General features: G+C 39.9%; 23 protein-coding genes and 1 other annotated feature. Of the genes, 16 read left to right on the plus strand and 7 right to left on the minus strand.

All coding sequences use genetic code 11. The features are described from left to right. Positions 1 to 6 precede the first annotated feature (6 nt). On the minus strand, positions 7 to 954 hold the full coding sequence (locus MK805_RS07050) for an LPXTG cell wall anchor domain-containing protein (protein ID WP_240874881.1): 948 nt from the start codon (positions 952 to 954) through the stop codon (positions 7 to 9). Positions 955 to 1,528: 574 nt separating this feature from the next. Here MK805_RS07050 and MK805_RS07055 point away from each other — a divergent pair. From MK805_RS07055 to ileS, 8 genes are all read left to right on the plus strand, one after another. Beyond that, a complete protein-coding gene (locus MK805_RS07055) occupies positions 1,529 to 1,798 on the plus strand; it encodes a YlmC/YmxH family sporulation protein (RefSeq protein ID WP_240874882.1) in 270 nt (89 codons plus the stop codon). A gap of 83 nt (positions 1,799 to 1,881) precedes the next feature. Beyond that, complete coding sequence (gene pgeF, locus MK805_RS07060; protein ID WP_240874883.1) at positions 1,882 to 2,694, plus strand: peptidoglycan editing factor PgeF; 813 nt, start codon at positions 1,882 to 1,884, stop codon at positions 2,692 to 2,694. Continuing rightward, a complete protein-coding gene (locus MK805_RS07065; RefSeq protein WP_240874884.1) occupies positions 2,691 to 3,380 on the plus strand; it encodes a YggS family pyridoxal phosphate-dependent enzyme in 690 nt (229 codons plus the stop codon). Before pgeF ends, MK805_RS07065 begins: the two co-directional genes overlap by 4 nt. A 90-nt stretch (positions 3,381 to 3,470) precedes the next feature. Further along, positions 3,471 to 3,809 carry a cell division protein SepF gene (locus tag MK805_RS07070; RefSeq protein WP_420833060.1) on the plus strand — a complete coding sequence of 113 codons (339 nt, stop codon included), beginning with the start codon at positions 3,471 to 3,473 and terminating at the stop codon, positions 3,807 to 3,809. Between the two features lie 108 nt (positions 3,810 to 3,917). After that, on the plus strand, positions 3,918 to 4,118 hold the full coding sequence (locus MK805_RS07075) for a YggT family protein (protein ID WP_338057489.1): 201 nt from the start codon (positions 3,918 to 3,920) through the stop codon (positions 4,116 to 4,118). Between the two features lie 11 nt (positions 4,119 to 4,129). Further along, positions 4,130 to 4,906: a YlmH family RNA-binding protein gene (locus MK805_RS07080; protein ID WP_240874887.1), complete on the plus strand. Its 777-nt coding sequence runs from the start codon at positions 4,130 to 4,132 to the stop codon at positions 4,904 to 4,906. A gap of 215 nt (positions 4,907 to 5,121) precedes the next feature. Then, positions 5,122 to 5,940 (plus strand): DivIVA domain-containing protein, encoded by an 819-nt coding sequence (locus MK805_RS07085; protein ID WP_420833055.1) that lies wholly within the window; start codon positions 5,122 to 5,124, stop codon positions 5,938 to 5,940. After that, positions 5,941 to 6,174 (plus strand) — a binding site (T-box leader). 41 nt (positions 6,175 to 6,215) lie between these two features. After that, positions 6,216 to 8,975, plus strand: a complete 2,760-nt coding sequence (gene ileS, locus MK805_RS07090; protein ID WP_240874888.1) for an isoleucine--tRNA ligase — start codon at positions 6,216 to 6,218, stop codon at positions 8,973 to 8,975. 272 nt (positions 8,976 to 9,247) lie between these two features. Here the strand turns inward: ileS and MK805_RS07095 are convergent, their stop codons facing one another. After that, positions 9,248 to 10,012 (minus strand): hypothetical protein, encoded by a 765-nt coding sequence (locus MK805_RS07095; protein WP_240874889.1) that lies wholly within the window; start codon positions 10,010 to 10,012, stop codon positions 9,248 to 9,250. A 378-nt stretch (positions 10,013 to 10,390) separates the two neighbouring features. Between MK805_RS07095 and MK805_RS07100 the strand changes: the two genes are divergently transcribed. The 3 genes from MK805_RS07100 (at position 10,391) to MK805_RS07110 (ending at position 13,003) form a co-directional block, all read left to right on the plus strand. After that, on the plus strand, positions 10,391 to 10,894 hold the full coding sequence (locus MK805_RS07100; protein WP_240874890.1) for a GNAT family N-acetyltransferase: 504 nt from the start codon (positions 10,391 to 10,393) through the stop codon (positions 10,892 to 10,894). A gap of 106 nt (positions 10,895 to 11,000) precedes the next feature. Then, positions 11,001 to 12,191: an MFS transporter gene (locus MK805_RS07105; RefSeq protein ID WP_240874891.1), complete on the plus strand. Its 1,191-nt coding sequence runs from the start codon at positions 11,001 to 11,003 to the stop codon at positions 12,189 to 12,191. A 116-nt stretch (positions 12,192 to 12,307) separates the two neighbouring features. Further along, positions 12,308 to 13,003: a TraR/DksA C4-type zinc finger protein gene (locus tag MK805_RS07110; protein WP_240874892.1), complete on the plus strand. Its 696-nt coding sequence runs from the start codon at positions 12,308 to 12,310 to the stop codon at positions 13,001 to 13,003. Positions 13,004 to 13,099: 96 nt separating this feature from the next. Here the strand turns inward: MK805_RS07110 and MK805_RS07115 are convergent, their stop codons facing one another. Then, positions 13,100 to 14,284, minus strand: coding sequence for an MFS transporter (locus MK805_RS07115; RefSeq protein WP_240874893.1), 1,185 nt, complete (start codon positions 14,282 to 14,284; stop codon positions 13,100 to 13,102). A 112-nt stretch (positions 14,285 to 14,396) separates the two neighbouring features. Between MK805_RS07115 and MK805_RS07120 the strand changes: the two genes are divergently transcribed. The 3 genes from MK805_RS07120 to MK805_RS07130 all read left to right on the plus strand — a co-directional run bounded on the left by MK805_RS07120 (position 14,397) and on the right by MK805_RS07130 (position 16,206). Beyond that, on the plus strand, positions 14,397 to 14,717 hold the full coding sequence (locus tag MK805_RS07120) for an ArsR/SmtB family transcription factor (protein WP_240874894.1): 321 nt from the start codon (positions 14,397 to 14,399) through the stop codon (positions 14,715 to 14,717). 89 nt (positions 14,718 to 14,806) lie between these two features. After that, positions 14,807 to 15,289: a signal peptidase II gene (gene lspA, locus MK805_RS07125; protein ID WP_338057485.1), complete on the plus strand. Its 483-nt coding sequence runs from the start codon at positions 14,807 to 14,809 to the stop codon at positions 15,287 to 15,289. Continuing rightward, on the plus strand, positions 15,289 to 16,206 hold the full coding sequence (locus tag MK805_RS07130; RefSeq protein WP_240874896.1) for an RluA family pseudouridine synthase: 918 nt from the start codon (positions 15,289 to 15,291) through the stop codon (positions 16,204 to 16,206). The genes lspA and MK805_RS07130 overlap by 1 nt, the downstream gene beginning before the upstream one ends. A gap of 44 nt (positions 16,207 to 16,250) precedes the next feature. Here the strand turns inward: MK805_RS07130 and MK805_RS07135 are convergent, their stop codons facing one another. Both MK805_RS07135 and MK805_RS07140 read right to left on the minus strand, forming a co-directional pair. Continuing rightward, positions 16,251 to 16,604, minus strand: a complete 354-nt coding sequence (locus MK805_RS07135) for an EthD domain-containing protein (RefSeq protein ID WP_240874897.1) — start codon at positions 16,602 to 16,604, stop codon at positions 16,251 to 16,253. A 298-nt stretch (positions 16,605 to 16,902) separates the two neighbouring features. Then, positions 16,903 to 18,225, minus strand: coding sequence for an ammonium transporter (locus tag MK805_RS07140; protein WP_240874898.1), 1,323 nt, complete (start codon positions 18,223 to 18,225; stop codon positions 16,903 to 16,905). Between the two features lie 384 nt (positions 18,226 to 18,609). Between MK805_RS07140 and MK805_RS07145 the strand changes: the two genes are divergently transcribed. Further along, on the plus strand, positions 18,610 to 18,990 hold the full coding sequence (locus tag MK805_RS07145; protein ID WP_240874899.1) for a Rossmann-fold NAD(P)-binding domain-containing protein: 381 nt from the start codon (positions 18,610 to 18,612) through the stop codon (positions 18,988 to 18,990). Positions 18,991 to 19,085: 95 nt separating this feature from the next. Here the strand turns inward: MK805_RS07145 and MK805_RS07150 are convergent, their stop codons facing one another. Beyond that, positions 19,086 to 19,688, minus strand: coding sequence for a LysE/ArgO family amino acid transporter (locus MK805_RS07150; protein WP_240874900.1), 603 nt, complete (start codon positions 19,686 to 19,688; stop codon positions 19,086 to 19,088). 101 nt (positions 19,689 to 19,789) lie between these two features. On the opposite strand from MK805_RS07150, the gene MK805_RS07155 reads away from it, so the two are divergent. Then, entirely contained in the window at positions 19,790 to 21,208 is a 1,419-nt protein-coding gene (locus tag MK805_RS07155) for an aminotransferase-like domain-containing protein (RefSeq protein ID WP_240874901.1), read from the plus strand. 67 nt (positions 21,209 to 21,275) lie between these two features. On the opposite strand, the gene MK805_RS07160 is transcribed toward MK805_RS07155, so the two are convergent. Next, entirely contained in the window at positions 21,276 to 22,025 is a 750-nt protein-coding gene (locus MK805_RS07160) for an SDR family NAD(P)-dependent oxidoreductase (RefSeq protein ID WP_240874902.1), read from the minus strand. Positions 22,026 to 22,032 lie beyond the last annotated feature (7 nt).

Genomic DNA, 22,032 nt, shown 5'->3' on the forward strand with positions numbered 1-22,032 from the left:
GGTCGCTTATGATGTTTTGTTTCGGCGATACATTACTATTCCGATAATGAGGAGAGTAGCTCCAACTACAATCATAAGGGGATAGCTGGTAGCTGTTTTGGGTAGTGCTCCACCATTTGATACAGCTTTAGTCGTATCATTTGTAGTTTTAGTAGGTTGTGGTTTTGTGTCTGTATTTGAGTTACCAGGGTTAGGTTTAGGATTTTCCGTATTGTTATCATTACCTGGTGTTTGAGTAGAAGCGTTTTTTACATTAAACATTTTAGCGTAATCAAATTTGATAACTTCATCGTCATGCATGTGGCCATTAAAATAGAAGGTTACTTTATATGTTCCATCTTTGAAATCGGGAAAAGCATGGGAAAATTTGAATCCATCTACATCTTTCTTACTATACTTGCCAACTACTTTTCCTTTTTCATCTTGTACCTTTATCTTCCAATCTCCGCGCAACTTATCGATATTGGTTACATTAATTTTAAATCGATCTTTTCCTTTGATCGAATTATCATAGGTGATTTTTAGACCAAAGATTTTAAATTGATCTGTCAAGGTCATTTCTTTCCCATCTACTTTACCCGAAAAATCAACCTTCACATTCAACGCGTCCCCAAACTTATATCCTTTTTTCAAAGGAATATTTAGAGAGGTTCCATTATGCTGTTTGGATGCTTGCTGGACTCCATTGTAATAATAAGTCCAAGTTCCTTCTGCTATTGTCGCATTTTCTATTGTTGCTGTTAGTTGTTTTTTCTTTGTATTTATATCGGTAATCTTCAACTTTACATGATCATCTTGTTTTTGCACTTGCTGATTAGAATTTAAATTATCCGTTACATTCTGAATGATGTTGTTATTATTCGTATTGGATTCAGCAAAAATGGTAGATGGAGCATTAGAAATCAAGAAAAAAGTAAAAAGAAAAGTAATCAAAGGAATAGTAAATCTTTTCATGTAGGTACCTCCTGTAGTCCTTATTTCAAATAGTTAAGTATATGATTCTTTTTCTCCCCCTATATGCCTACTATATGTGTAATGAAACGATTGATCTATTGGTAAATCATACATTTTAATAGGAAAATTTGTAATTCCAAAATAATGACACCATTAAAATTCATAATTGGATAACTTTTTGGTTGCTGAGTGCTATCTCTTGTGTCTAGTACGTGATAGGGGATTTATTGAATTCGAAAATATTGTTTTAAAAGTTTTTTTATCGAGCCTGTTGCATTATTCGTCTCAAAAGCGCAGATGTGCACCTCAGACAAGGGCACAAGTCTCGCTAGGTCGCTGTGCTCCTAGTCTCGCTTTGTGTGGGTGGAGCGTCCTTTGTGTTTTTTCAACAACAGACGCGGAAAACACACATCAAGCGACCTTATCCAGTGTTCTTCAAATCTATTTATGCAACAGCCTCTATCATAAAGAGAATAAACACTTTCTAAATTTGATCAAAAGAAGGGAAGAGTGTTTAACGAGAATGTAGCTTCATATATATAATTTATATGGTTGACATTGGGGAGTTGCGGATATGATGAAGATATCAGAGTTACAGGCAAAAGATGTAGTCAATATTGCGGATGGAAAGAAATTAGGGCAGATTCAGGACTTGGAGCTTGATTTAAAACAAGGGCTCATCAAGGCTATTGTTGTCCCGACAGAGCAGAAGTTGTTCAGCTGGTTATCAAGCGGGCAGGAAGTAGTCATCCCATGGAATCAAATTGTAAAAATTGGTTCAGATGTTATATTGGTTCGTTTAGGTAACAGATACCAAGAAATGGATGCTTATACACAAAAATAACAAGATTCCTTAATAGGAATCACTTTTTTGTTTTGGTGTAGTCTCTTTTGAAATGTTAAGATAAGACATAGGAGGCTATCTGCATGGAACCATTTGTATTATATAGTAAAAATCATCCCTATTTGCATTTAGCGCAATGGGAATCAACCTTTCCACACTTGGTTGTTGGTATGAGTACACGAACCGAGGAGAATCGAAATTATGCTTTACATGTTGGAAATGATCCCGAACAAGTAATTACCAATCGGCAAGGCTTGGCAAAGTCTTTATCTTTTCCTTTTGAAAGTTGGACTTGTGGAGAACAAGTTCATCAAGATCATATTGAATTGGTTACAAGTGCTGACCGCGGAAAAGGAAGGGAAACACGAGATTCTGCGTTCGCTTGTACAGATGGACTTATCACGGATGAGTCTGATATATTGTTAGCCTCATTTTATGCAGATTGTGTACCTCTTTTCTTTTATAGCCCTGATCTGGATATGATTGGGGTCGCTCACGCAGGATGGAAAGGTACTGCGGCCAACATTGGTGTGAGCATGATAAAAAAATTTCTCAAGTTAGGAGCGGATAAAAAACAAATTTTGGCAGCAATAGGTCCATCTATTGGCAATTGTTGTTATGAAGTAGATGACCGTGTGATGGAACCGCTTTATCAGTTGTTGCCAAAAGCATTTGAAGAGTCTATATTTATACCTACAACACAAGGACATTATCGCCTAGACCTAAAGAAAGCAAATCAACATTTACTTTTATCTATAGGACTGGCCCATGAGCAGATTTTGGTAAGTAATCGATGTACCCAATGTGAAGAAACTCTGTTTTTTTCTCATCGAAGAGAGGCAGCAAACGCAGGGAGAATGGTTGCTTTTATTGGGAAAAAAAGGAGTAAGGAATGATAGAGATGGAACATTTTTCAAAAAGGATTGCGGAAATTAGGCATCGTGTTGAAAAAGCATGTGAACGTGCCGGTCGTAGTCCTGATGAAGTAAATATAGTAGCTGTTACCAAATATGTCGATACAGAAATAACCAATCAAGTGATGAATGCTGGATGTCTGCATATTGGAGAAAGTCGTGTGCAACAAGCAGTGCCAAAATGGAAACAGCTTGGAGACAGAGGGACTTGGCATTTCATCGGCCATCTTCAGAGGAACAAAGCAAAAGATATTGTTGGACGTTTTGAATATTTACATGCATTAGAAAGTTTACAGCTGGCAGCTGAATTAGATAAAAGATGTGCTGCGCTATCGACTAAGATAAAATGCTTTATTCAAGTAAATGTATCTGGAGAAAAAACAAAATTTGGAATTTCTCCTGCCGAATTAAATGATTTTGCAGGGTCAATGGCGAATTTTTCACATATTGAGCTTGCGGGTCTGATGACTATGGCACCAAATACTCCTGATCGAGAAGAAGTGCGACCCGTTTTTCGGGAGTTGAGACACTTGCAAAAAGAGTTACAGCGCCAGCAATTTGCTGTCCCACATTTATCGATGGGCATGTCGCAAGATTTTGAGGTAGCTATCGAAGAAGGAGCTACTTTTGTGCGATTAGGTTCTATTCTAGTGGGGACAAGCTCTTAGACGCCCGGTAGGGAGGAGAGGATTGTGACAATTATGGGAAGATTTATGAATTTTTTCGGAATGAATGATGATGATGAACAGTTCGAAGAGATGGATCTAGATAGAGAGCCAAACAATAATGCAAAAGGAAAGAGCAACATTGTGTCTCTACATACACAAAAAAATATTCGTTTGATATTGATCGAGCCACGTGTATTTGAAGAAACACAAGAGATTGCGGATAATTTGAAAAGTCATCGTCCAGTTGTAGTAAATTTACATCGGGTAAGACGTGATCAGGCCAAACGTGTAATCGATTTTTTAAGTGGTACTGTTTATGCACTGGGTGGTTCGATTCAAAGAGTAGGGGATCATATTTTCATTTGCACTCCTGCCAATGTTGATGTACAGGGAACGATTACGGAGATCATGAACGACGATACTTTTTAAAATTCTTAGTTGAGGTGACTTTAAGCCATGATTTTACTCGATTATATACCTACTATTATTAAATGGGCTTTTAACGTCTTTGAGATTCTACTCATTATATACATTCTTATGTCTTGGGTCCCTCAAGCTAAAGATTCCCCAATTGGCATCGTAATCGGCAATATAGTAGAGCCATATCTGAGTATATTTCGCCGCTTTATCCCGCCAATTGGTATGATAGATTTTTCTCCAATTGTTGCCATTTTTGCCCTTAAATTTGTACAGATTGGACTACTGACCGTTTGGTTTTGGATTGTTTCTCTCATATAGGAGTTTGGGCTATGGAAGATCATCAACTTTTTACTCATTTTCGCAAAGAGGAACATGCTTTTGTAGAGCGGGGACTCGATTGGATTTATCAGGTATCTAGGAAGCACCAAGTAGTGCTCACTCCATTTTTAGATCCAAGAGAACAGTATATTTTAACTACACTGGTTAATCGAGAGAATCAAGATATTCGTATGGAAAAAGATGGTGGATATATAAATGCTGAAAGATGTCGTGTTTGTATATATCCTGAATATCTCTTTCCGAACGAAGATGATTTTTCTCTTGTTTATTTAAGTTTAGATAGTGAATTTTCATTGGAGCATAGAGAAGTTCTCGGCTCTCTGCTTGGACTTGGTATTCAGCGTTATATGCTAGGAGATATTTTACCTAAATCTAATGGTGCAGATGTCATAATAGCAAAAGAAATGAAAGATTATGTGATTGGTACCTTGACAAAAGTGGGAAGAAAGGGGATTATCATTTCGGAGATTGCTCGTGATCAACTTTGGACTGAGCAACAACAAGAAATGGAGCAACAAACTGTTGTCTCTTCTTTACGCTTAGATACCATCATTGCAGCTGTTTGTCGAATTTCTCGTTCTAAATCTGTTGATTTAGTTCGATTAGGTAAGTGCAAGGTGAATTGGCAAACGATCGATCAAGCTGGTTATATTGTCACAACGGGTGATGTCATTTCCGTTAGAGGTTATGGTAGAATTCGACTGAACGAAGTGCGAGAACCGACGAAAAAAGGGAGGTTTCCTATACGATATTTACGCAATCTCTAGCTGTTTCCAGTTATTTCTACATTGCTAGGTGGTAAATAAGCAGGATATCTGTTAATATTGTCGAATAGGGAAGGCATGCGATAGACCATACAGGAGGTATGCTTAGATTAAGAGAGAGAAATCTTTCTAGTAACTAACTATAATCCTAAGTGGTACTACCTTTGTCTGTGATCGGGACTAATTCTAGAGCATGCAGTTAATTTGGAGGTGCATTCATGCTAACGACGACTGAGATACACAGCAAAGAGTTTAAACGCTCTTTTCGTGGTTATGATGTCGATGAGGTTAATGATTTCCTAGATCAGATTATACGAGATTATGATTTGATTATTAGGGAAAAAATGGAATTAGAACAACAAGTGGAAGAGTTGCAAGCTGAATTAGAGAGAGTTATGGAAGGCGAGTCCATGTACGCTAATTCGCAACAACAACAACCAGTTCAAGAAGTTCCAGTTCAACAAACCCCGTCTCGCTTTGCTGCGGATAATTCTATGAATTCCTTGCAACCAACAGCAGCAGCGCTGACCTCGATGGAACAAAGCATCCATAAGTCGATTCGAGTTGCGCAAGAAGTGGCTGACGAAGTTCGTCTAAATGCGAAAAAAGAAGCCGAACTTATTGTGCAGGAAGCGGAGAAAAATGCAGACCGTATCATCAACGAAGCTCTTACCAAAGCTCGTGCGATACACACTGAATTGCTTGATTTGAAACAAAAAGCTACCATCTATCGCACTCGATTCCGTACCTTGGTTCAATCTCATCTTGACATTTTGGACAACTCCGATTGGAACGCACTAGAAGAAATTGAACAAGGGCTTGACGAACATGATAAACAACTTGAACAATTATCAGAAGTAGACGATAATCAAGACTATATGATTGATAATACACTACCAACTATTCAACATGATTTTAACGATGAAGATGCTTTAGTAATGGATGAAGTTGCAGTTTCTTATATGGAAGAGGAAGAAGAACCTCGCCGTGAATTACGTAGAACTTCACGTAAATTGAAGAAGAAAGCAATGTTCTAGTCAAAGGTATGGATTGGGACAAGTAGCTAGAAATACTCTTTTGACCAGCGAACTAGGGATGGTGCAAGCCTAGTAAAGAGTTTCTATGCTATATCACCCAGGAACTGTTCGCCTGAACTTCAAAAATCGATAAGTAAGGTGAGACGTTTAACTCTCGTTAACGAGTTATGAGGTAGTGGCAATAAATGTCACTATGAATTTGGGTGGTACCACGAGAACCTTCTCGTCCTATGGGATAGAGAAGGTTTTTTATTTTATTGTAAAGGATTGGGAATATGGCCGATTATAGTAAAACCCTCCAGTTACCAAAAACTGCTTTTCCGATGAGAGGAAATTTGCCTAACAAAGAACCAGAACGTCAGAAACGTTGGAAAGAAGAAAAAATTTATCAGCAAGTTTTGCAAAAACGTCAAGGTGCTCCTAAATTCATCTTGCATGATGGACCTCCTTATGCAAACGGAGACCTGCATATTGGACATGCTTTAAATAAAATCTTAAAAGATTTTATTGTTCGTTATAAATCACTTGCTGGGTTCGATGCTCCATATATTCCAGGTTGGGACACACATGGGCTGCCAATTGAGCATGCGATTGTCACCAAGAAAAAAGTAGATAGAAGATCAGTCGATATTCCAACTTTTCGAGATCTCTGTACAGACTATGCGTTATCATTTGTAGAACGTCAAAAATCCCAGTTTGAACGATTGGGTGTACGTGGAGATTGGGAAAATCCGTATATCACACTTAAACCTGAATATGAAGCGGAACAAATTCGTTTATTTGGAGACATGATGGCAAAAGGCCATATTTATCGTGGGATGAAGGCTATCTATTGGTCCCCTTCTTCTGAGACTGCACTTGCCGAAGCAGAAATTGAATATCATGACAAACGATCTGCATCTATTTATGTTGCCTTTCCAGTAGTGGAAACCGCAGGTGTTTTTCCAGAAGGAAGCGAAGTAGTGATCTGGACAACCACTCCTTGGACTATCCCAGCAAATCTCGGAATAGCCTTAAACGAAAATTTTTCCTATAGCCTTGTCGAAACTGGAGATAGAAAACTCGTATTAGCTACTGACTTGGTTCCATCTGTAATGAAAACGATCGAGGTAGAAGATTATAAAATAACGGATAGTTGGCAAGGGAAAGAACTAGCTGGTGTTGTTTGTCGTCATCCATTTTATGATCGAAAAAGCCCTTTAGTGTTTGGAGACCACGTTACATTAGATGCTGGTACAGGTTTTGTTCATACTGCACCAGGGCATGGGGAAGACGACTTCTGGTTAGGTAAGAAATACAATTTAGGTGTGCTTTCTCCTATTGATGGAAAAGGGAAATATACGGATCAAGCACCTGGATTTGAAGGTATTTACTACGAAGATGGGAATAAAAAAGTTACGGAAAAATTAGAAGAAGTAGGAGCTCTATTAAAACTCACTTTTATCACACACTCTTATCCTCATGATTGGAGAACCAAAAAACCGATTATCTATCGTGCTACAGAACAATGGTTTGCCTCTATCGATGGATTCCGAGAAGAGATGTTAGAGCAAATCAAACAAGTAAAGTGGACTCCAGAGTGGGGAGAAGTAAGGCTGTCTAATATGATTGCCGACCGTGGAGACTGGTGTATTTCCCGTCAGCGCGTTTGGGGTGTACCACTGCCGATCTTCTATTGTACTTCTTGTAACCATCCTCATATCAATGAAGAAACGATTGAATTTATCGCTGAGTTATTTGCTAGGGAAGGTTCGAATGCATGGTATAAAAAAGATGTAGCTGAGTTAATGCCAGAAGGTCACGTTTGCGAACAATGCGGCGGTAAAGAGTTTGTAAAAGAAACAGATACGATGGATGTATGGTTTGACTCTGGCAGCAGCCATCGTGCAGTGCTCACTCAGCGTGAGGAGACCGTATGGCCTGCTGATCTGTATTTAGAAGGCTCGGATCAGTACCGTGGCTGGTTCAACTCTTCTCTTTCTACAGCCGTAGCGACAACAGGACGTGCACCATATAAAGGAGTGCTTAGTCACGGATTTACCCTTGACGGGGAAGGACGCAAGATGTCAAAATCACTTGGCAACGTCATCGATCCTGCCAAAGTGATGAAACAATATGGAGCCGATATTTTAAGACTTTGGGTAGCTTCTTCCGATTATCAAGCTGATTTCCGTGTCTCCGATGAAATCTTGAAACAAATCGCGGAAGTATATCGTAAGCTTCGTAATACGTTCCGGTTCTTGCTTGGAAACTTAGCGGACTTTGATCCTAGAGCGCAGCGAGTAGCCGTAGATCAAATGGATGAATTAGAGAAATATGTGCTCATCAAGCTGCAATCATTAGTAGACCGTGTGACCAAAGGCTATGAGAAATATGATTTCAATCAGGTCTATACCAATATTCATCAATTTTGCACTGTATTTCTCTCGCAGTTTTATCTCGATGTACGGAAAGATCGATTGTATGTGGAAGCGCCAAATTCTGTTCCCCGCCGAGCAACACAGACCGTTTTACATGAGCTATTGGTGACACTCGTTAAATTATTAGCACCCATTATCCCGCATACAGCAGATGAAGTATGGGAATATGTTGCTGGTGAGAAAGAAGCAAGTGTTGAGTTAACGGATTTTCCAGTTGTTCAAGAGGATCGGCTGGATACTGCATTAGAAAAGAAATGGGATCAGTTTTTAACCCTTCGTGATACCGTATTAAAAGCGTTGGAAGAAGCGCGTGCCGCTAAGACCATTGGTAACTCGTTGGTAGCAAAAGTAGAGATTACCCCAGGTTTTGAAGCTGCAACACTGCTAAATCAAATTCCAGAACTCAAAGATTTGTTTATCGTATCGGATGTCGAAATGAATCCTGTATCTGGGGATGTAGAAACGATTGAAGTAAAAGTAACTGCTGCATCGGGAGAAAAATGTGAGCGTTGCTGGGTAATTTCTCCTTCTGTAGGTCAAAATGAACACCATCCGACACTTTGTGATCGTTGTGCTCCGATTGTAGAAGAGAATTTTCAAGACTTAGAAGTGTAAAGTGGAAAAGCCATTATCTTTAGTGATAATGGCTTTTTAGTTGAAGTAATTTTAAGGTGAATATAAAAAGGTACTTAAATCATTTTTTGTTTAAGGATTTTGTGGTTCATAAGAATGTTGAACCAAAAGCTAAGAAATCCTAATAGACCTCATTTATATAAAGACTACGTTTATTATCAGCCCCGCTGAGAAATAGTAGACTATTCCCCTAGCGGGGGAGAGGTGGATGAATGATTGTCATCCGCCTCCCCTTGCTGGAGGACACAGGAGGGTCACCATTCCCCGACATACTCGCCATCAACCTCCACCGCCGGAGGGAGGTCGACGTCGTCGTAGAGGTCGACAGTGATGTTCTGTCCTGTGTAGAGTTTGTTGTCTCTGCCCACACTACGGTACTCGGCCGGCTTGTTGGGATCGGTTGATTTGGTGGTGAGTTGGGACCAACCGACCTTGATTTTCTCTCCCTTGAGCGTATGCTTTTTGCTTTTGGCAGAAGCATTACCTTTCAGCCAGATGACGCCATCGACCTTAATGGACTTCGCTTTGCAGTCGTACCCGTACCTCTTCATGTAGGCGAGACGTTCTCCGACACTGGTTATCTCTTCAATGTCTCCACACTCAGAGAACTTTGTCGAGCCCCAGATGGTCGTCTCACAATTCAGTGTGGTGGTCACCTTACCGATGACACTTCTGATTCGCCCATTACGGATGGTGGTGATGTTGTTCGGGTGTTCTGGAACCTCCACCCCAAGTTCTAGGATTTCCACGACATGTTTCGGTTTCCAGCCGATACGATCTTTGCTCCCATAGTAGCCCTTGCAGCTGCCGCGGACAATGATGTCTTCGTCGAACTGGATGGAACCCTCAGCACGCACCCGAAGGTGAGCAAGACTTTCGTCCAGCTCATAGGTCTCATAGGTTCCGTCGATTTTGACGATCTCGTCGCCCTTACGAACGACAGTGCCGCTTGCCTGGACCGTCCCGTCGAAGAACTCGATCTTGGCACCGATCAGTGTTTCCGTGCCGTTTTCGTTCAATCACCGGTCGGTGGCCGTCCACCCGTAGGTGGTGGTCTTACCCTCCAGGACAAGGTCGATGGTAACCATGTCTCCCCCTTCAAGGAATGTTGTGCTCCAGCAGATTGTACAAATATTATACTATTTTGATATAGAAAACAAAATATACCTAGTTTTCGATCATAACGCATCAAATGTACGATTTATTTAGACTCTCGCATTTTCCACGATAAGTGATTATAGTAGAGCTTTTTCTTGCATTATTCATGTAGAACACACGAGATGGATAATATAAAAATAGGAAGGAACGTGAATCAAGATAATTCTAATTTACTAACTTTTACAGTTAAAAGGATTAACTGTAAAATAATGAACAGGTATTGCGGAAAGGAGTAACAAATGGATATTCGCAAAGGAACAATGGATGATCTAAACAAAATCGTAGAAATGTATATTATCGCCAGACGTGACCTTCAAGAAAATGACATTCACCAATGGGATTACAATGATCCCAGTATTCAGATGTTACAAGAAGATATAAAAAAGGGAAACTTGTATGTCGCGGTTCAAAAGGAAGATATCCTTGGTTCTATTGTTTTAGACGAAGAAAAAGAACCTGAACATGAAGATGTCGATTGGGCTGTAGAAGAGGGCAAAGCTCTTTATTTGCATCGGTTAGTGGTTCACTTGGACTTCCAAGGAGAAGGCACGGGAAAAGCTTTAATGGAATTTGCTGATCAGTATGCCAAAGAGCGTGGTTATACTTCTATTCGCCTCGATGCTTATGAAGAAAATGAAGTAGCTAGAGGGTTGTACGAGAAGTTTGGATATAAAGAGATGGGGCAAGTCTATTTTCCAAGAAGGGAAGTACCTTTTTATAGCTATGAAAAGAAAATTAAGTAAAATATCGGACTGAGTTTTTTATGCATTGAAAAAAGGTACCTTTCCAAAAAGGTATCATTCGTTTAAAATCAGAATTGTCGTTTTCCTCTAACAGAAAGAAAAGCTCATGGCAGCGACCAAGCTGTGGACAAGAAAGTTCATACTACTTCTGCTCGTTCACCTTCTGCTCAATTTGGCATTCTACATGATTGCCCCCATTCTTCCGTCTTTCACGGAAAAAGTGAACGCGAAAAACGTACTTTCGATGGCAGTGGTGATCTTTATCATGCCGTCTTACGTCGCTCGTTTGATCACAGGCTTTCTATGTGATCGCTGTAGGAACAAGGGAACTAAGATCATTGGACTGATGGCAATCGGACTGATGATCATTTCCTTCATTGGGTACAGCGAGGTACATAACGGGGAACAGCTTCTCCTCTGTCGTGCGCTTCACGGTATTTCTTATGGGATGGCTATTCCTCCCATCAGTGGATACCTTGCCCGTTTTATTCCGGAAGAGCGGAGTATTTCGGGTCATGCCAGTCAGAGTGCTGCTGGTAATCTTGGTATGATCATCGGCTCCGTGCTCAGCCTCTATTTGGATGAGAAGAAATTTCTGGGGGATACCTTCGTGGTAGGTGCTATGGCAGTCATCATCGGACTTATCCTGATGGTTTTCGTGCCTGTCCCAGTATCCAAAGAGAAGATCGTTTCAGTGGGGAAAGTTATCTCAGTTTCTCACCAAATGAAGACTTCTGAGGTTGTAAAGAAAGTCATGCCGTTTGGCCTGATTATGTGCAGCGTTCTGGTTTACAGTGCAGGAGTGACTACCTACATCCAAAAATATACAAATGAGATGGGGTATATAGGGCGCAATTCATCCTATATGGCTGTCAACACAGCAGTCATCCTGTTTAGTAGCCTGATCGTTGTCTGGGGTGGAAAGAAAATTGGTCATGGCCGTCTTACTGTCATGGCCTTTTTTTGCTTTGCAGTTGGGATCGTAGGCTTGTCTATCAAGAGTCTTACGATGTTTTATTTGGCTGCAATAGCGAATGGGATCGGAACCAGTTTTCTGTCAGCACCGATTCGGGCTCGCGCGATGGAGTCCCTTCCGGATGAACGACGGCCGTTGGGTTCCTCCGTATATTACACGATTTACGATGGTGGAGCTAGTGCCTGTGTTCTGTACGGGATGGCGGGAGATAGGTGGGGCTACCAACAGGCACCACTTTCTCTCTCCATTTTCGTAGCGATTGGCGGTTTTCTTGCAATCCAAAAAATGAGGAAAAAGAATACGCTTCTTACCTTCGGGTGATGTGTAATCGGTAGCCGGTATACAAGTGAAAGCTTGTTACCGGCTGCCTGCGTTTTGAGCGTTAGTACTTTTTTTGTTTTTGGAGATGCTAACAAAAAAAGTGTGGAGGATGTTCGATGAATCAACAACAGCTTGAGAAGTTAAAGCAGTTATTAATAAAGGAAAAACAAGATTTTGAACAGCGTTTAGAACAAAATCATGACTATGGTTTAGAAATGGGAATGAATGACTCTGTAGGAGAACTATCGGGATATGACAATCACCCAGGAGATATTGGTTCAGAGCTGTTTGAAAGAGGAAAAGATTTGGCACTGCAAGATGCGGATCAGCATCATATCGATGCCGTGAATCGCGCTTTATCTCGTATGGAACGAGGGAGTTATGGTATATGTGAGGTATGTCATCAAGAAATCCCTTATGAACGATTAGAAGCTGTCCCATGGGCAACTACGTGCAGTCAGCATCATTCTACCCGTCAAGTTACAGGGCGGCGTCCGATTGAGGAAGAGGTGATAGAGAATTCTATAACGCACAGCTTTAAAGATGACAGCGACTATAATGGCTTTGATGGCGAGGATGCTTGGCAATCGGTGGAGCGTTTTGGTACATCCAATCCAGCTGATGATTTTCAAGATGGTACATCCTACGATGAATTATTAGAAGATAACGATGAGCCCCAAGGTTATGTGGATCTTATTGAAGGGTTTGCTATCACCGATATAACAGGTCACAATGAAGGAATGCCGGAAATCGTTCATAATGAAGCATATTATCGGAAAGAGAGAGAACTAAACCTAGACGAGGATATTTAAAAATGAAGAATGAGGAAGCAGCCGCTGTTCGCTATTTATGAGATGGCAAAGGGTGCTTCCTTTTTTAATAGCAAGAATAAGTGTAATCCTAATCCTTTAAGCAGAAGAAACTTTGGTATCGCACTGTTGACTGGATGGTAGTACACCACTTTTTTGAAACAAAAGCAAAGATGAAAGAAGACAAAGTACAGTAAAAAGACTAACAGAAAGAAAACCACTTGCATTTGCGTAAAGAATTCCTGCTACTGTTGATCCGATAGTACTTCCCAAATACATGGTAGCATTAGCCAATGAGGAGATGGTTCCACGAGACGAAGTAGAAAGTGTTTGTAGTAATCTCATAATGATTGGGAAGACCATACCGATAACTACATAGATGAACGAGTAAAATATCGTAACAACAATAATATTTGGTAAAAACGGAAGGACTATAAATAACAATATAAGAACGATCACTCCCCAAATAAATGAGTTTTTGAGACCGATCTTCTGGACCCAGTTACTACTAAAAAAGCTGCTCAATGTATTTCCTAATCCGAGAAACAAAATGACGCTTCCAATACTTGCTACATCTAGATTAAATCTGTCAGCAAACCAAGTTCCCATGAATGTGAAAGTTGCAAAGTTGCCTAATTGAAAGACAAAGTAGGCAAAAAAAGTGATCTTGGAACGAGATTCTTGTAAAAGTACACGATAACGTTTCAAAATAGAAGGTGACTTTTTCTCAGATAGGATAGGTGGGATGGATGGCAAGAAAAAAACGATTAATATGACCATAAAAAAGGAGCAAGCCCCAACAGCGAAAAAGGGAGTTCGCCAATTAAAAGCAGCAAGATAACTTCCTATAGGAACTCCAATCATTTGTGAAACCGCTAATCCCGCAGTAACGATCCCCATTGCTTTTAAAATCTTTTCAGAAGGAATTAATTGTGGAATAGAAGCCCATACTTGTGGGGTAACAAAAGCACCACTAATTCCCGCCAAAAATCGAAAGAGGAGCATGCCCCAGAAAGTAGTAGCAAATCCACATAAAAGGGTAAAAAGACCAAAGCTCAATAAACCAATCATCATTACTTTTTTGCGATCCCAGCCATCTGATAGTGGCCCAGCTAAAAGAGCAAATAAAGCATATCCAAGTGCAAAAGCAGAAACGATCCAACCAGAGTGTTCAACTGAAATATGAAAAGCTGTTCTAAGTGTAGGTAGCAATGGGGAAACAATAAAAAGATCTGCACCAATAAAAAACATGATAAAGAAAAATAAACATGTTACCTTTTTCAAAGTGGGACCCCCTCTTATTCGTTAGTTCGTGAATTATCGAACAATAGAAATATAACATGACCTATGATATAGTTCAACTATAAAAATTATTTTTTGGGCAGGTGAAATTATTTTGCGAACCCTTTATCAACCTAGCCGGGATGAGCTTAATCTTGCTACTGTTCTTCATGCCCTTAGCGACGAGATAAGGTTGGATATTATCAAAAGTTTAGCGGAAAAAGGGGAGCAATATTGTAATGCACTTGAAATACAAGCACCAAAATCGACACTGTCTCATCACTATAAAGTGCTAAGAGAATCGGGAGTGACACATACTAGGCTAGAGGGAACTCAACGATTTGTTTCCCTGAGATATGATGATTTGAATGCTCGTTTTCCTGGTTTGCTGTCTGCTATTCTTAAAGAATTAGGAGTGAAACAATATCAGAGTTAATGGGAGTAACAGGTGAGTTCAAAAGTCGTTTTCTTCCTTCGGCTCCTTGTGCTACAATCGGGAAAGAATAAATGGAACGGGGGAGTTTAGTGTTACTTTTTTTTATCATCTCGATTTTAGTTATCGCACTTGATCAAGTAAGCAAGTGGTGGATTGTTCAACATATGGAGCTATATCAATCCATCTCTGTTGTACCTGACTTCTTTTACATCACCTCACACCGCAATCGAGGTGCTGCTTTTGGCATATTACAGGAACAGCGTTGGTTGTTTATTATCGTGACAATTGGCGTCGTGATTGCAATTATTGTTTATATGGTGAGGATGAAAAAAGAATCAATTCTAACCAAAACAGCACTCTCATTTGTATTAGGTGGAGCAGTAGGAAATTTGATTGATCGGATTCGCACAGGGGAAGTTGTTGATTTTTTTCATTTTCAATTTGGGAGTTATCATTTTCCTATCTTTAATGTCGCGGATTCCTCCATCTGTGTAGGTGTAGTTTTATTTTTAATTGCGAATTTAATGGATTACAAAAAAGAGCAGTATGATACTTCAGTTGGAGATGCCTAATGGATATACACCAAGTGATTGTTACCGAAGAGATGGCAGGAGAGCGATTGGATAAAGCAATCGCTGGGCTTGAGCCAGATTGGTCTCGGGTTCGAGTACAGGAATGGATATCAAACCATCGCGTTTTGGTAAATGGAAAAATAAAGAAAGAAAGCTACCGAGTAAAGCTCGGAGAAAAAGTGGAGATAGATGTTCCTGAAGTAGTGGATTCCGATATTTTACCAGAAAATATTCCACTGGAAATTTGTTATGAAGATGAGGATGTTTTGGTGGTGAATAAACCTCGTGGCATGGTCGTTCACCCTGCTCCTGGACACTACAGTGGAACATTGGTTAATGCCTTGCTCTATCACTGTAAACAAGAGTTATCTGGGATAGGAGGAGTAGCTCGTCCTGGGATTGTCCATCGGATCGATAAGGATACTTCTGGACTCCTGATGGTTGCGAAAAACGATCTGACTCATCATTCATTAGTAGATCAATTAAAAGAACATACGATAACGAGAATGTACCTTGCCATTGTTCATGGTGTGATTCGCCATGAAAGAGGATTGATTGAGGCACCAATTGGTCGAGATCCAAAAGACAGAAAAAAAATGGCAGTAGAACACCGCAATGGAAAACATGCGATTACTCATTTTACCGTGATGGAACGGTTTGCTAAGGCCACTTATGTAGAGTGTAAGCTTGAAACTGGACGAACTCATCAGATCAGGGTTCATATGAAATCGATTGGTCATCCATTGATCGGGGACTTGGTATATGGGCCTGTGAAAAATAAATATGGGTTTGAAGGGCAGGCTCTTCATGCAGAAGTTTTAGGCTTCACCCATCCTCGCTCAGGAAAGCGAATTGAATTAAAAACGGAACCGCCATTGGCATTTGCCCAGTTAATGGAAAAGTTGCGCTCAGAATAAACCTAGGGAATCCCCTAGGTTTTGCATTATGATAGATAGAATATTTATGATTGAGCATCAAAAGTTTTTGTGTTTTTTAAGGAGTATGACTCTGCTTCCCCGATATATCTGCCACATGTTCCATATGGATTATCCAATATCATCTTTACAATTTCTTTTCCTTCTGTGGTGTTGACCAGCTGTCTGACATCGTCGATAGTTTCATAATAGGTTTCGATTACAAACTTTATATCTTGAAAGCTGGCAGGTATTTCTCTCGTACTTGTGATAAGATGAGTAATTTTCAACTTGATTACTCCAGGAAATTTGATCATACGGGGTAAGATGTTTTCGACATAATATTTTTCAAACTTTTTTTTATCTGTAATTTTTGTATAAATCCCAACTGTTTTATACATGATCAGGAATCCCCTTTACACTCTAGTTGTATTCTCTAAAGGTACATAGTACCTTGGCTATGGTATTGTCTGGTGGAGATTTAGTAAAAAGAAATAGCAGATTTTATCTAACATATCCTTCTTCTTCTAACAAATCCTTGATAATCAAAATATTCTGTAGGGGATCGAAGGAATCCTGCAAGTTTTAAAACATATTTATCTGTACTAAAATATTTAGCTGTGCACAGCTAAATAGGTATCATCAAAAAAGGCATCCTTTCAAAAGGATGCCTTTGTGATGGATAATTTTATTATGCTATTAAGCAGTAGCAACATCATCCGAAACAGAAGTAGATGGAGGACTGATCGTTTCTTGTTCTTTAATGTGCTGGTGATGTTCTGGATAAGCATAGCTGCCATGTTCGGAGATATCTAATCCAAGTTGCTCCTCTTCTTCGGAAACCCGGAATCCAACTACCGCCTTTATCGCAGATAGCAGAACAAAGGATACGATTGCAACATAGAGGATGGTCACAGTGACACCTAATGTTTGCACTCCCAGTTGTTTCAATCCGCCGCCATAAAACAAACCAGCAGAACCGATCCCAACTTTTTCAACTAATCGAGGGGCAGCGAAGAAACCAGTGGAAATTGTTCCCCAAATACCAGCCACGCCATGTACAGAGAAAGCATAGATTGGATCGTCAATTCCTCTTTTTTCAAAGTAGCTTGCAGAAACAACAGTGATAGAACCAGCTATAAATCCAATAACAATCGCTGCCCATGGCTCAACGAAAGCACAGGAAGCAGTAATAGCTACTAAACCAGCCAATAATCCATTTACCATAATCGATACTTCTAATTTTTGTCTGCGTAAATAAGCCATGGACATTGCTCCTAATACACTTGCAGCTGCCCCGAGGTTGGTAGTCAAAGCGACATAACCAAAGAACCCATCTTTTAGTGTCAAGGTACTTCCTGGGTTAAAACCAAACCAGCCAATCCAAATGATGAGAGCTCCTAATACAGAATATACTTGGTTGTGACCAGGAATCGTGTTGACAGAACCATCTTCGTTATATTTTCCTTTACGGGGACGAAGCATCAAAGTAGCAACAAGTGCTGCCACTCCACCTTGTAAGTGAACGACTGTTGATCCAGCAAAGTCTTGTTTTCCTAATTCATGCAGCCAGCCTTCTGTACCCCAAACCCAATGGCCGACAACGGGATAAATAAAAATGGTGAAGAGTGCTCCAAATAATATATATACACTCAATTTGGCTCGTTCCGCAAATCCGCCCCAAGCAATCGCTAATGAAACAGCAGCAAAAGAAAATTGAAATAAATAGGATATTTCTACAGGCATCGAACCTGTTGAAGTCGGTGTAGAAAGGAAAAAGTTATTGGTTCCAATCCATTTTCCATCTCCAAAAGTTAACCCATATCCAAACGCCCAAAAGGCGATAGCTGCGATAGAAAAACTGAGTAACTGTTTTGCTGCAATATGACCAGCATTTTTCATCCGTGTTGAACCTGCTTCTAACAGAGCAAATCCAGCTTGCATAAATAATACCAATACTGCGCTGAAAAAGACCCAGAAGGAATCTGCCAATAGTGATAAATCTGCTAATTTCAAATCCAACACCCCTAAAATTTTATTGATGTTAACTTATCTAACACAAATTTGTGTTCAGAATTAAAATGTTGGATTGATAATAGCACGGAAAGGCAAATTAGGCAATTTTATGTAAGGTTTCTTGACATTATGCTTATAACCTCGTTGAAATCTGAACATTCCCCCTCTTTTATTTCTTATTGATCGAGTTGAATATCGGGTTGAAATAGCAGATGAAGTATCGGATTTTTTCAGGGACATCAAAATTTCAGATCGAGATTTTTATATTTTTATTGGGGTTATTTAGAAATGGTTAGAGGAGAGAAAATGTTAAAGTAATTTTCCTAGGTATGAATTTTCCCTTGAAAACAAATCCTTTTCCTATATGACTTTTAGAAAAGGAAGGTTATTATGGGTCAACGAAATATTTTTGGCTACTTTCAAACAATGGATCAAGCACAAAAAGCAGCAGAAGAATTAAAGGCACAGGGATTTGAAACCGTATCGGTCGACCGATTTTCTCCTATGCTAGGAGGTAATCCATATGATGGAGATGAAGAGGTTACAAGTATTTTTCAAAACCAAAGTAACTCGTTAACTACCACAGCTTTAGGATCACCGCCAATGGATGATGATGCGCGAATACTGGCAGCCACTCATCCAGATGCGAGTGGATTAGCAGGTGGGACAGGTTTTTCTCACCCAGAGGATATATGTGTCACGGTCATAACAGACAATGATCGTTATGAAGAAGCTTTTCAGCTATTGGAACAATATGGAGCGAGAGTATAGGTGATTTTCTCTGTATGGTTTATAACGAATACCATTTTTTAAATCACTTATATAAAAACTACTTGAGTGTGTAGAATTCTCAAGTAGTTTTTGCGTTAAATCAAGCCGATCAAAAGGTAAATAGCAGTTCCCCAAATAAACAGAGCAGAGCATTTATTGAATAAGTTCATTAGATTTCCCTTACCGTCTAGTTTCTTCATAATAGATCCTGTTAGAGTTAATCCAAAAAACCAAATCCAAGATACAGCAATACAAGCGATAGTGAAATAAAGTTGTTCTACTCCGTTATATTTTAATGCACTTGTCCCGATTACCCCAACTGTGTCCAAGATGGCATGAGGATTTAAGAAAGAAACCGATAACGCGAAGATGATTTGTTGACGGATGGGAAGGGCTTTATTCGTTTCCCTTGTTGTGGATTCAGACTTCCAAACTATATATCCCATGTAAAGTAAAAATAAAATTCCAACGATCATGAGAATAAGTCGCAGCCATGCAAATTGCAAGACAATAGCAGATACTCCAAAGACGGCTAGGAGGATTAAAGCTGTATCACACAGTGCTGCTGCTACAGTCCCTGGAAGTGCCCGCAGGAAGCTTGGCTGTGTTGCTCCTTGGGAAAATACGAATACATTCTGCACGCCTAACGGTAAAATGAGTCCAAATGCCAGAATAAGCCCATGGAAAATAGCTTCCATTATATCCACTCCCTTTCCATTACCAATGTTACTATGGTATAAGGAAAAGAAAACAACCAATTGGTTGGTTTTTGATCCACCCAATTCAGGAGGACAACGCTATGAGGTGGCAACCAAATCGTCATTCTCACTTGACGGTGCAATCACAAATTGTAGATTGGATCAAATCTCGTATTGAACAGGGAGACTGGACAGTGGGTACAAAAATTCCAACACAGCGACAACTAGCAACGCAATTTCAAGTAAATCGAAGTACCGTGCAATTGGCACTTGATGAATTAAAGGCGGAGGGATTACTTGAATCCAAAGTGGGATCTGGGGTATTTGTGGCGAATAATACGTGGAATGTTCTTTTGAACAAAGCTCAACCAAATTGGCATCACCATATTGAAACGAGCATACATAAACCAAACTACCATACGATTCAACTGATCAACGAGTATGAACAAAGGCAAGATATCATCCGGCTTGGAACAGGAGAATTGTCACCTGAGTTACTCCCAATCAATCAAATGAAACAGTCTTTAAAATGTATTTCCATTGATTCTAAGGCTATGGGTTATTCTTCTCCTCAAGGCAGCGAAAAACTTCGAGTAATTTTATGCAACTATTTAAAAAAACGCGGCATACAAACAACGCCAGAAAACATTTTAATTGTTTCCGGCGCACTTCAAGCATTGCAATTAATTGCGATGGGACTGTTAGAAGCAGGATCGATCGTCTTCCAAGAATCACCTTCTTATTTAAACTCGGTGCACCCCTTTCAATCTGCTGGCATGCAGATAATCTCCGTTTCACTGGAAGAGAAGCTAAAAGATAAACTGCGGACGCTCAAACGAAAAAGGCAATCTTTGTTTTACTGTGTCCCAACCTTACATAATCCGACTGGACATAATTGGTCATGGAAAGAAAAGCAAAATCTATATCAAGCGTGCAAAGAGCTGCAAATTCCAATTATCGAAGATGATGTATATCACGAACTCTTATTTGATACCCCGACACCTGCCATTAAATCATTTGATACAACTGGGCAAGTGCTTTATATCGGCAGTGTATCCAAAACTCTAAGCCCTGGACTAAGGATTGGCTGGGTTGTCGCGCCTTCACCTGTAATTTCACGGTTGGCTGATATAAAAATGCAAACCGATTATGGTTCAAGTGCTATTTCCCAAGAAATCGTCGCACACTGGATATCATCGGGTTTATATGAAAACCACCTGATAAATCTTCGGGGAAAATTAAAAGAAAGAGCTTTATTTGTAGAAAAAATATTAGAAGAGCAATTCCGAAATATCACAACATGGGAAAAATCAGAGGGGGGGTTCTACATATGGCTTCGATTTCATGAGCCAGTTGTCAATAAAGCATTATTTTTAAATTTGTTAAACAAAAATGTATTGATTAATCCAGGTTATATTTATGACTCAAGCGATTTACATTCCCTCCGCCTTTCCTATGCCTATGCTTCATTGGGAGATTTAAAGAGAGGATTGGGTATTTTAAGGGAACTATGTCAGTAGGAAGACATAGTTCATCGTTTTTTTGTTTTGGATAGGATATCTGGCATCTGGATAAATAGATTCCCGCTCAACGAAAACCTCCGGAAGCGGTGATTCTTTCTCCTGTTAGCCAAGCAGAATCATCCGAGGCTAAGAATACAACCACAGGGGCGATGTCTTGTGGTTTTCCGAATCGACCAAGTGGAGTAACTTTGGCTAATGCTTTTTCTCGATCACTGCCGACAATACCAAGATTCTGAGTTCCTTCTGTATCTGTTCCTCCTGGTGCAACTGCATTGACTCGAATGTTTCGAGCTCCAAGCTCTTTTGATAGTGCTACTGTGAGTGAATCTACAGCTCCTTTGCTAGCTGAATAAATGCTAGAGTTTATGACGGGATTCTTACTTGCAGTTGAACTGATATTGATAATACTGCCGCCATTTGCTGGGAAATATTTTAAAGCTTCTTGAATCATAAGGATAGATCCAAGAACATTTGTGTTGAATGACAAGTGGAACTCTTCCTCTGAGACATTTTCAATCGATTCAAATTTATATATTCCAGCATTGTTCACAAGTACATCGATTGAACCAAAAACTTTGCTCGCTTCTTCAAACATCCTTTTAACGTCCGCTGAATTCGCTACGTTTCCTTGAACACTGATCGCTTGGCCTTCATTTTCAATTATATCTGCTACCACACGATCAGCACCCTCCTTACTAGAGGAATAGTTTACGACAACTGCTGCTCCCGCTGCTGCCAATTCTTTTGCGATCTGTGCTCCAATTCCTTTTGATGCCCCAGTTACGATGGCTGTTTTACCAGATAGTTTGCTCATATGAATT

The organism is Shimazuella soli (assembly GCF_022511585.1).
GTDB lineage: Bacteria > Bacillota > Bacilli > Thermoactinomycetales > Thermoactinomycetaceae > Shimazuella > Shimazuella soli.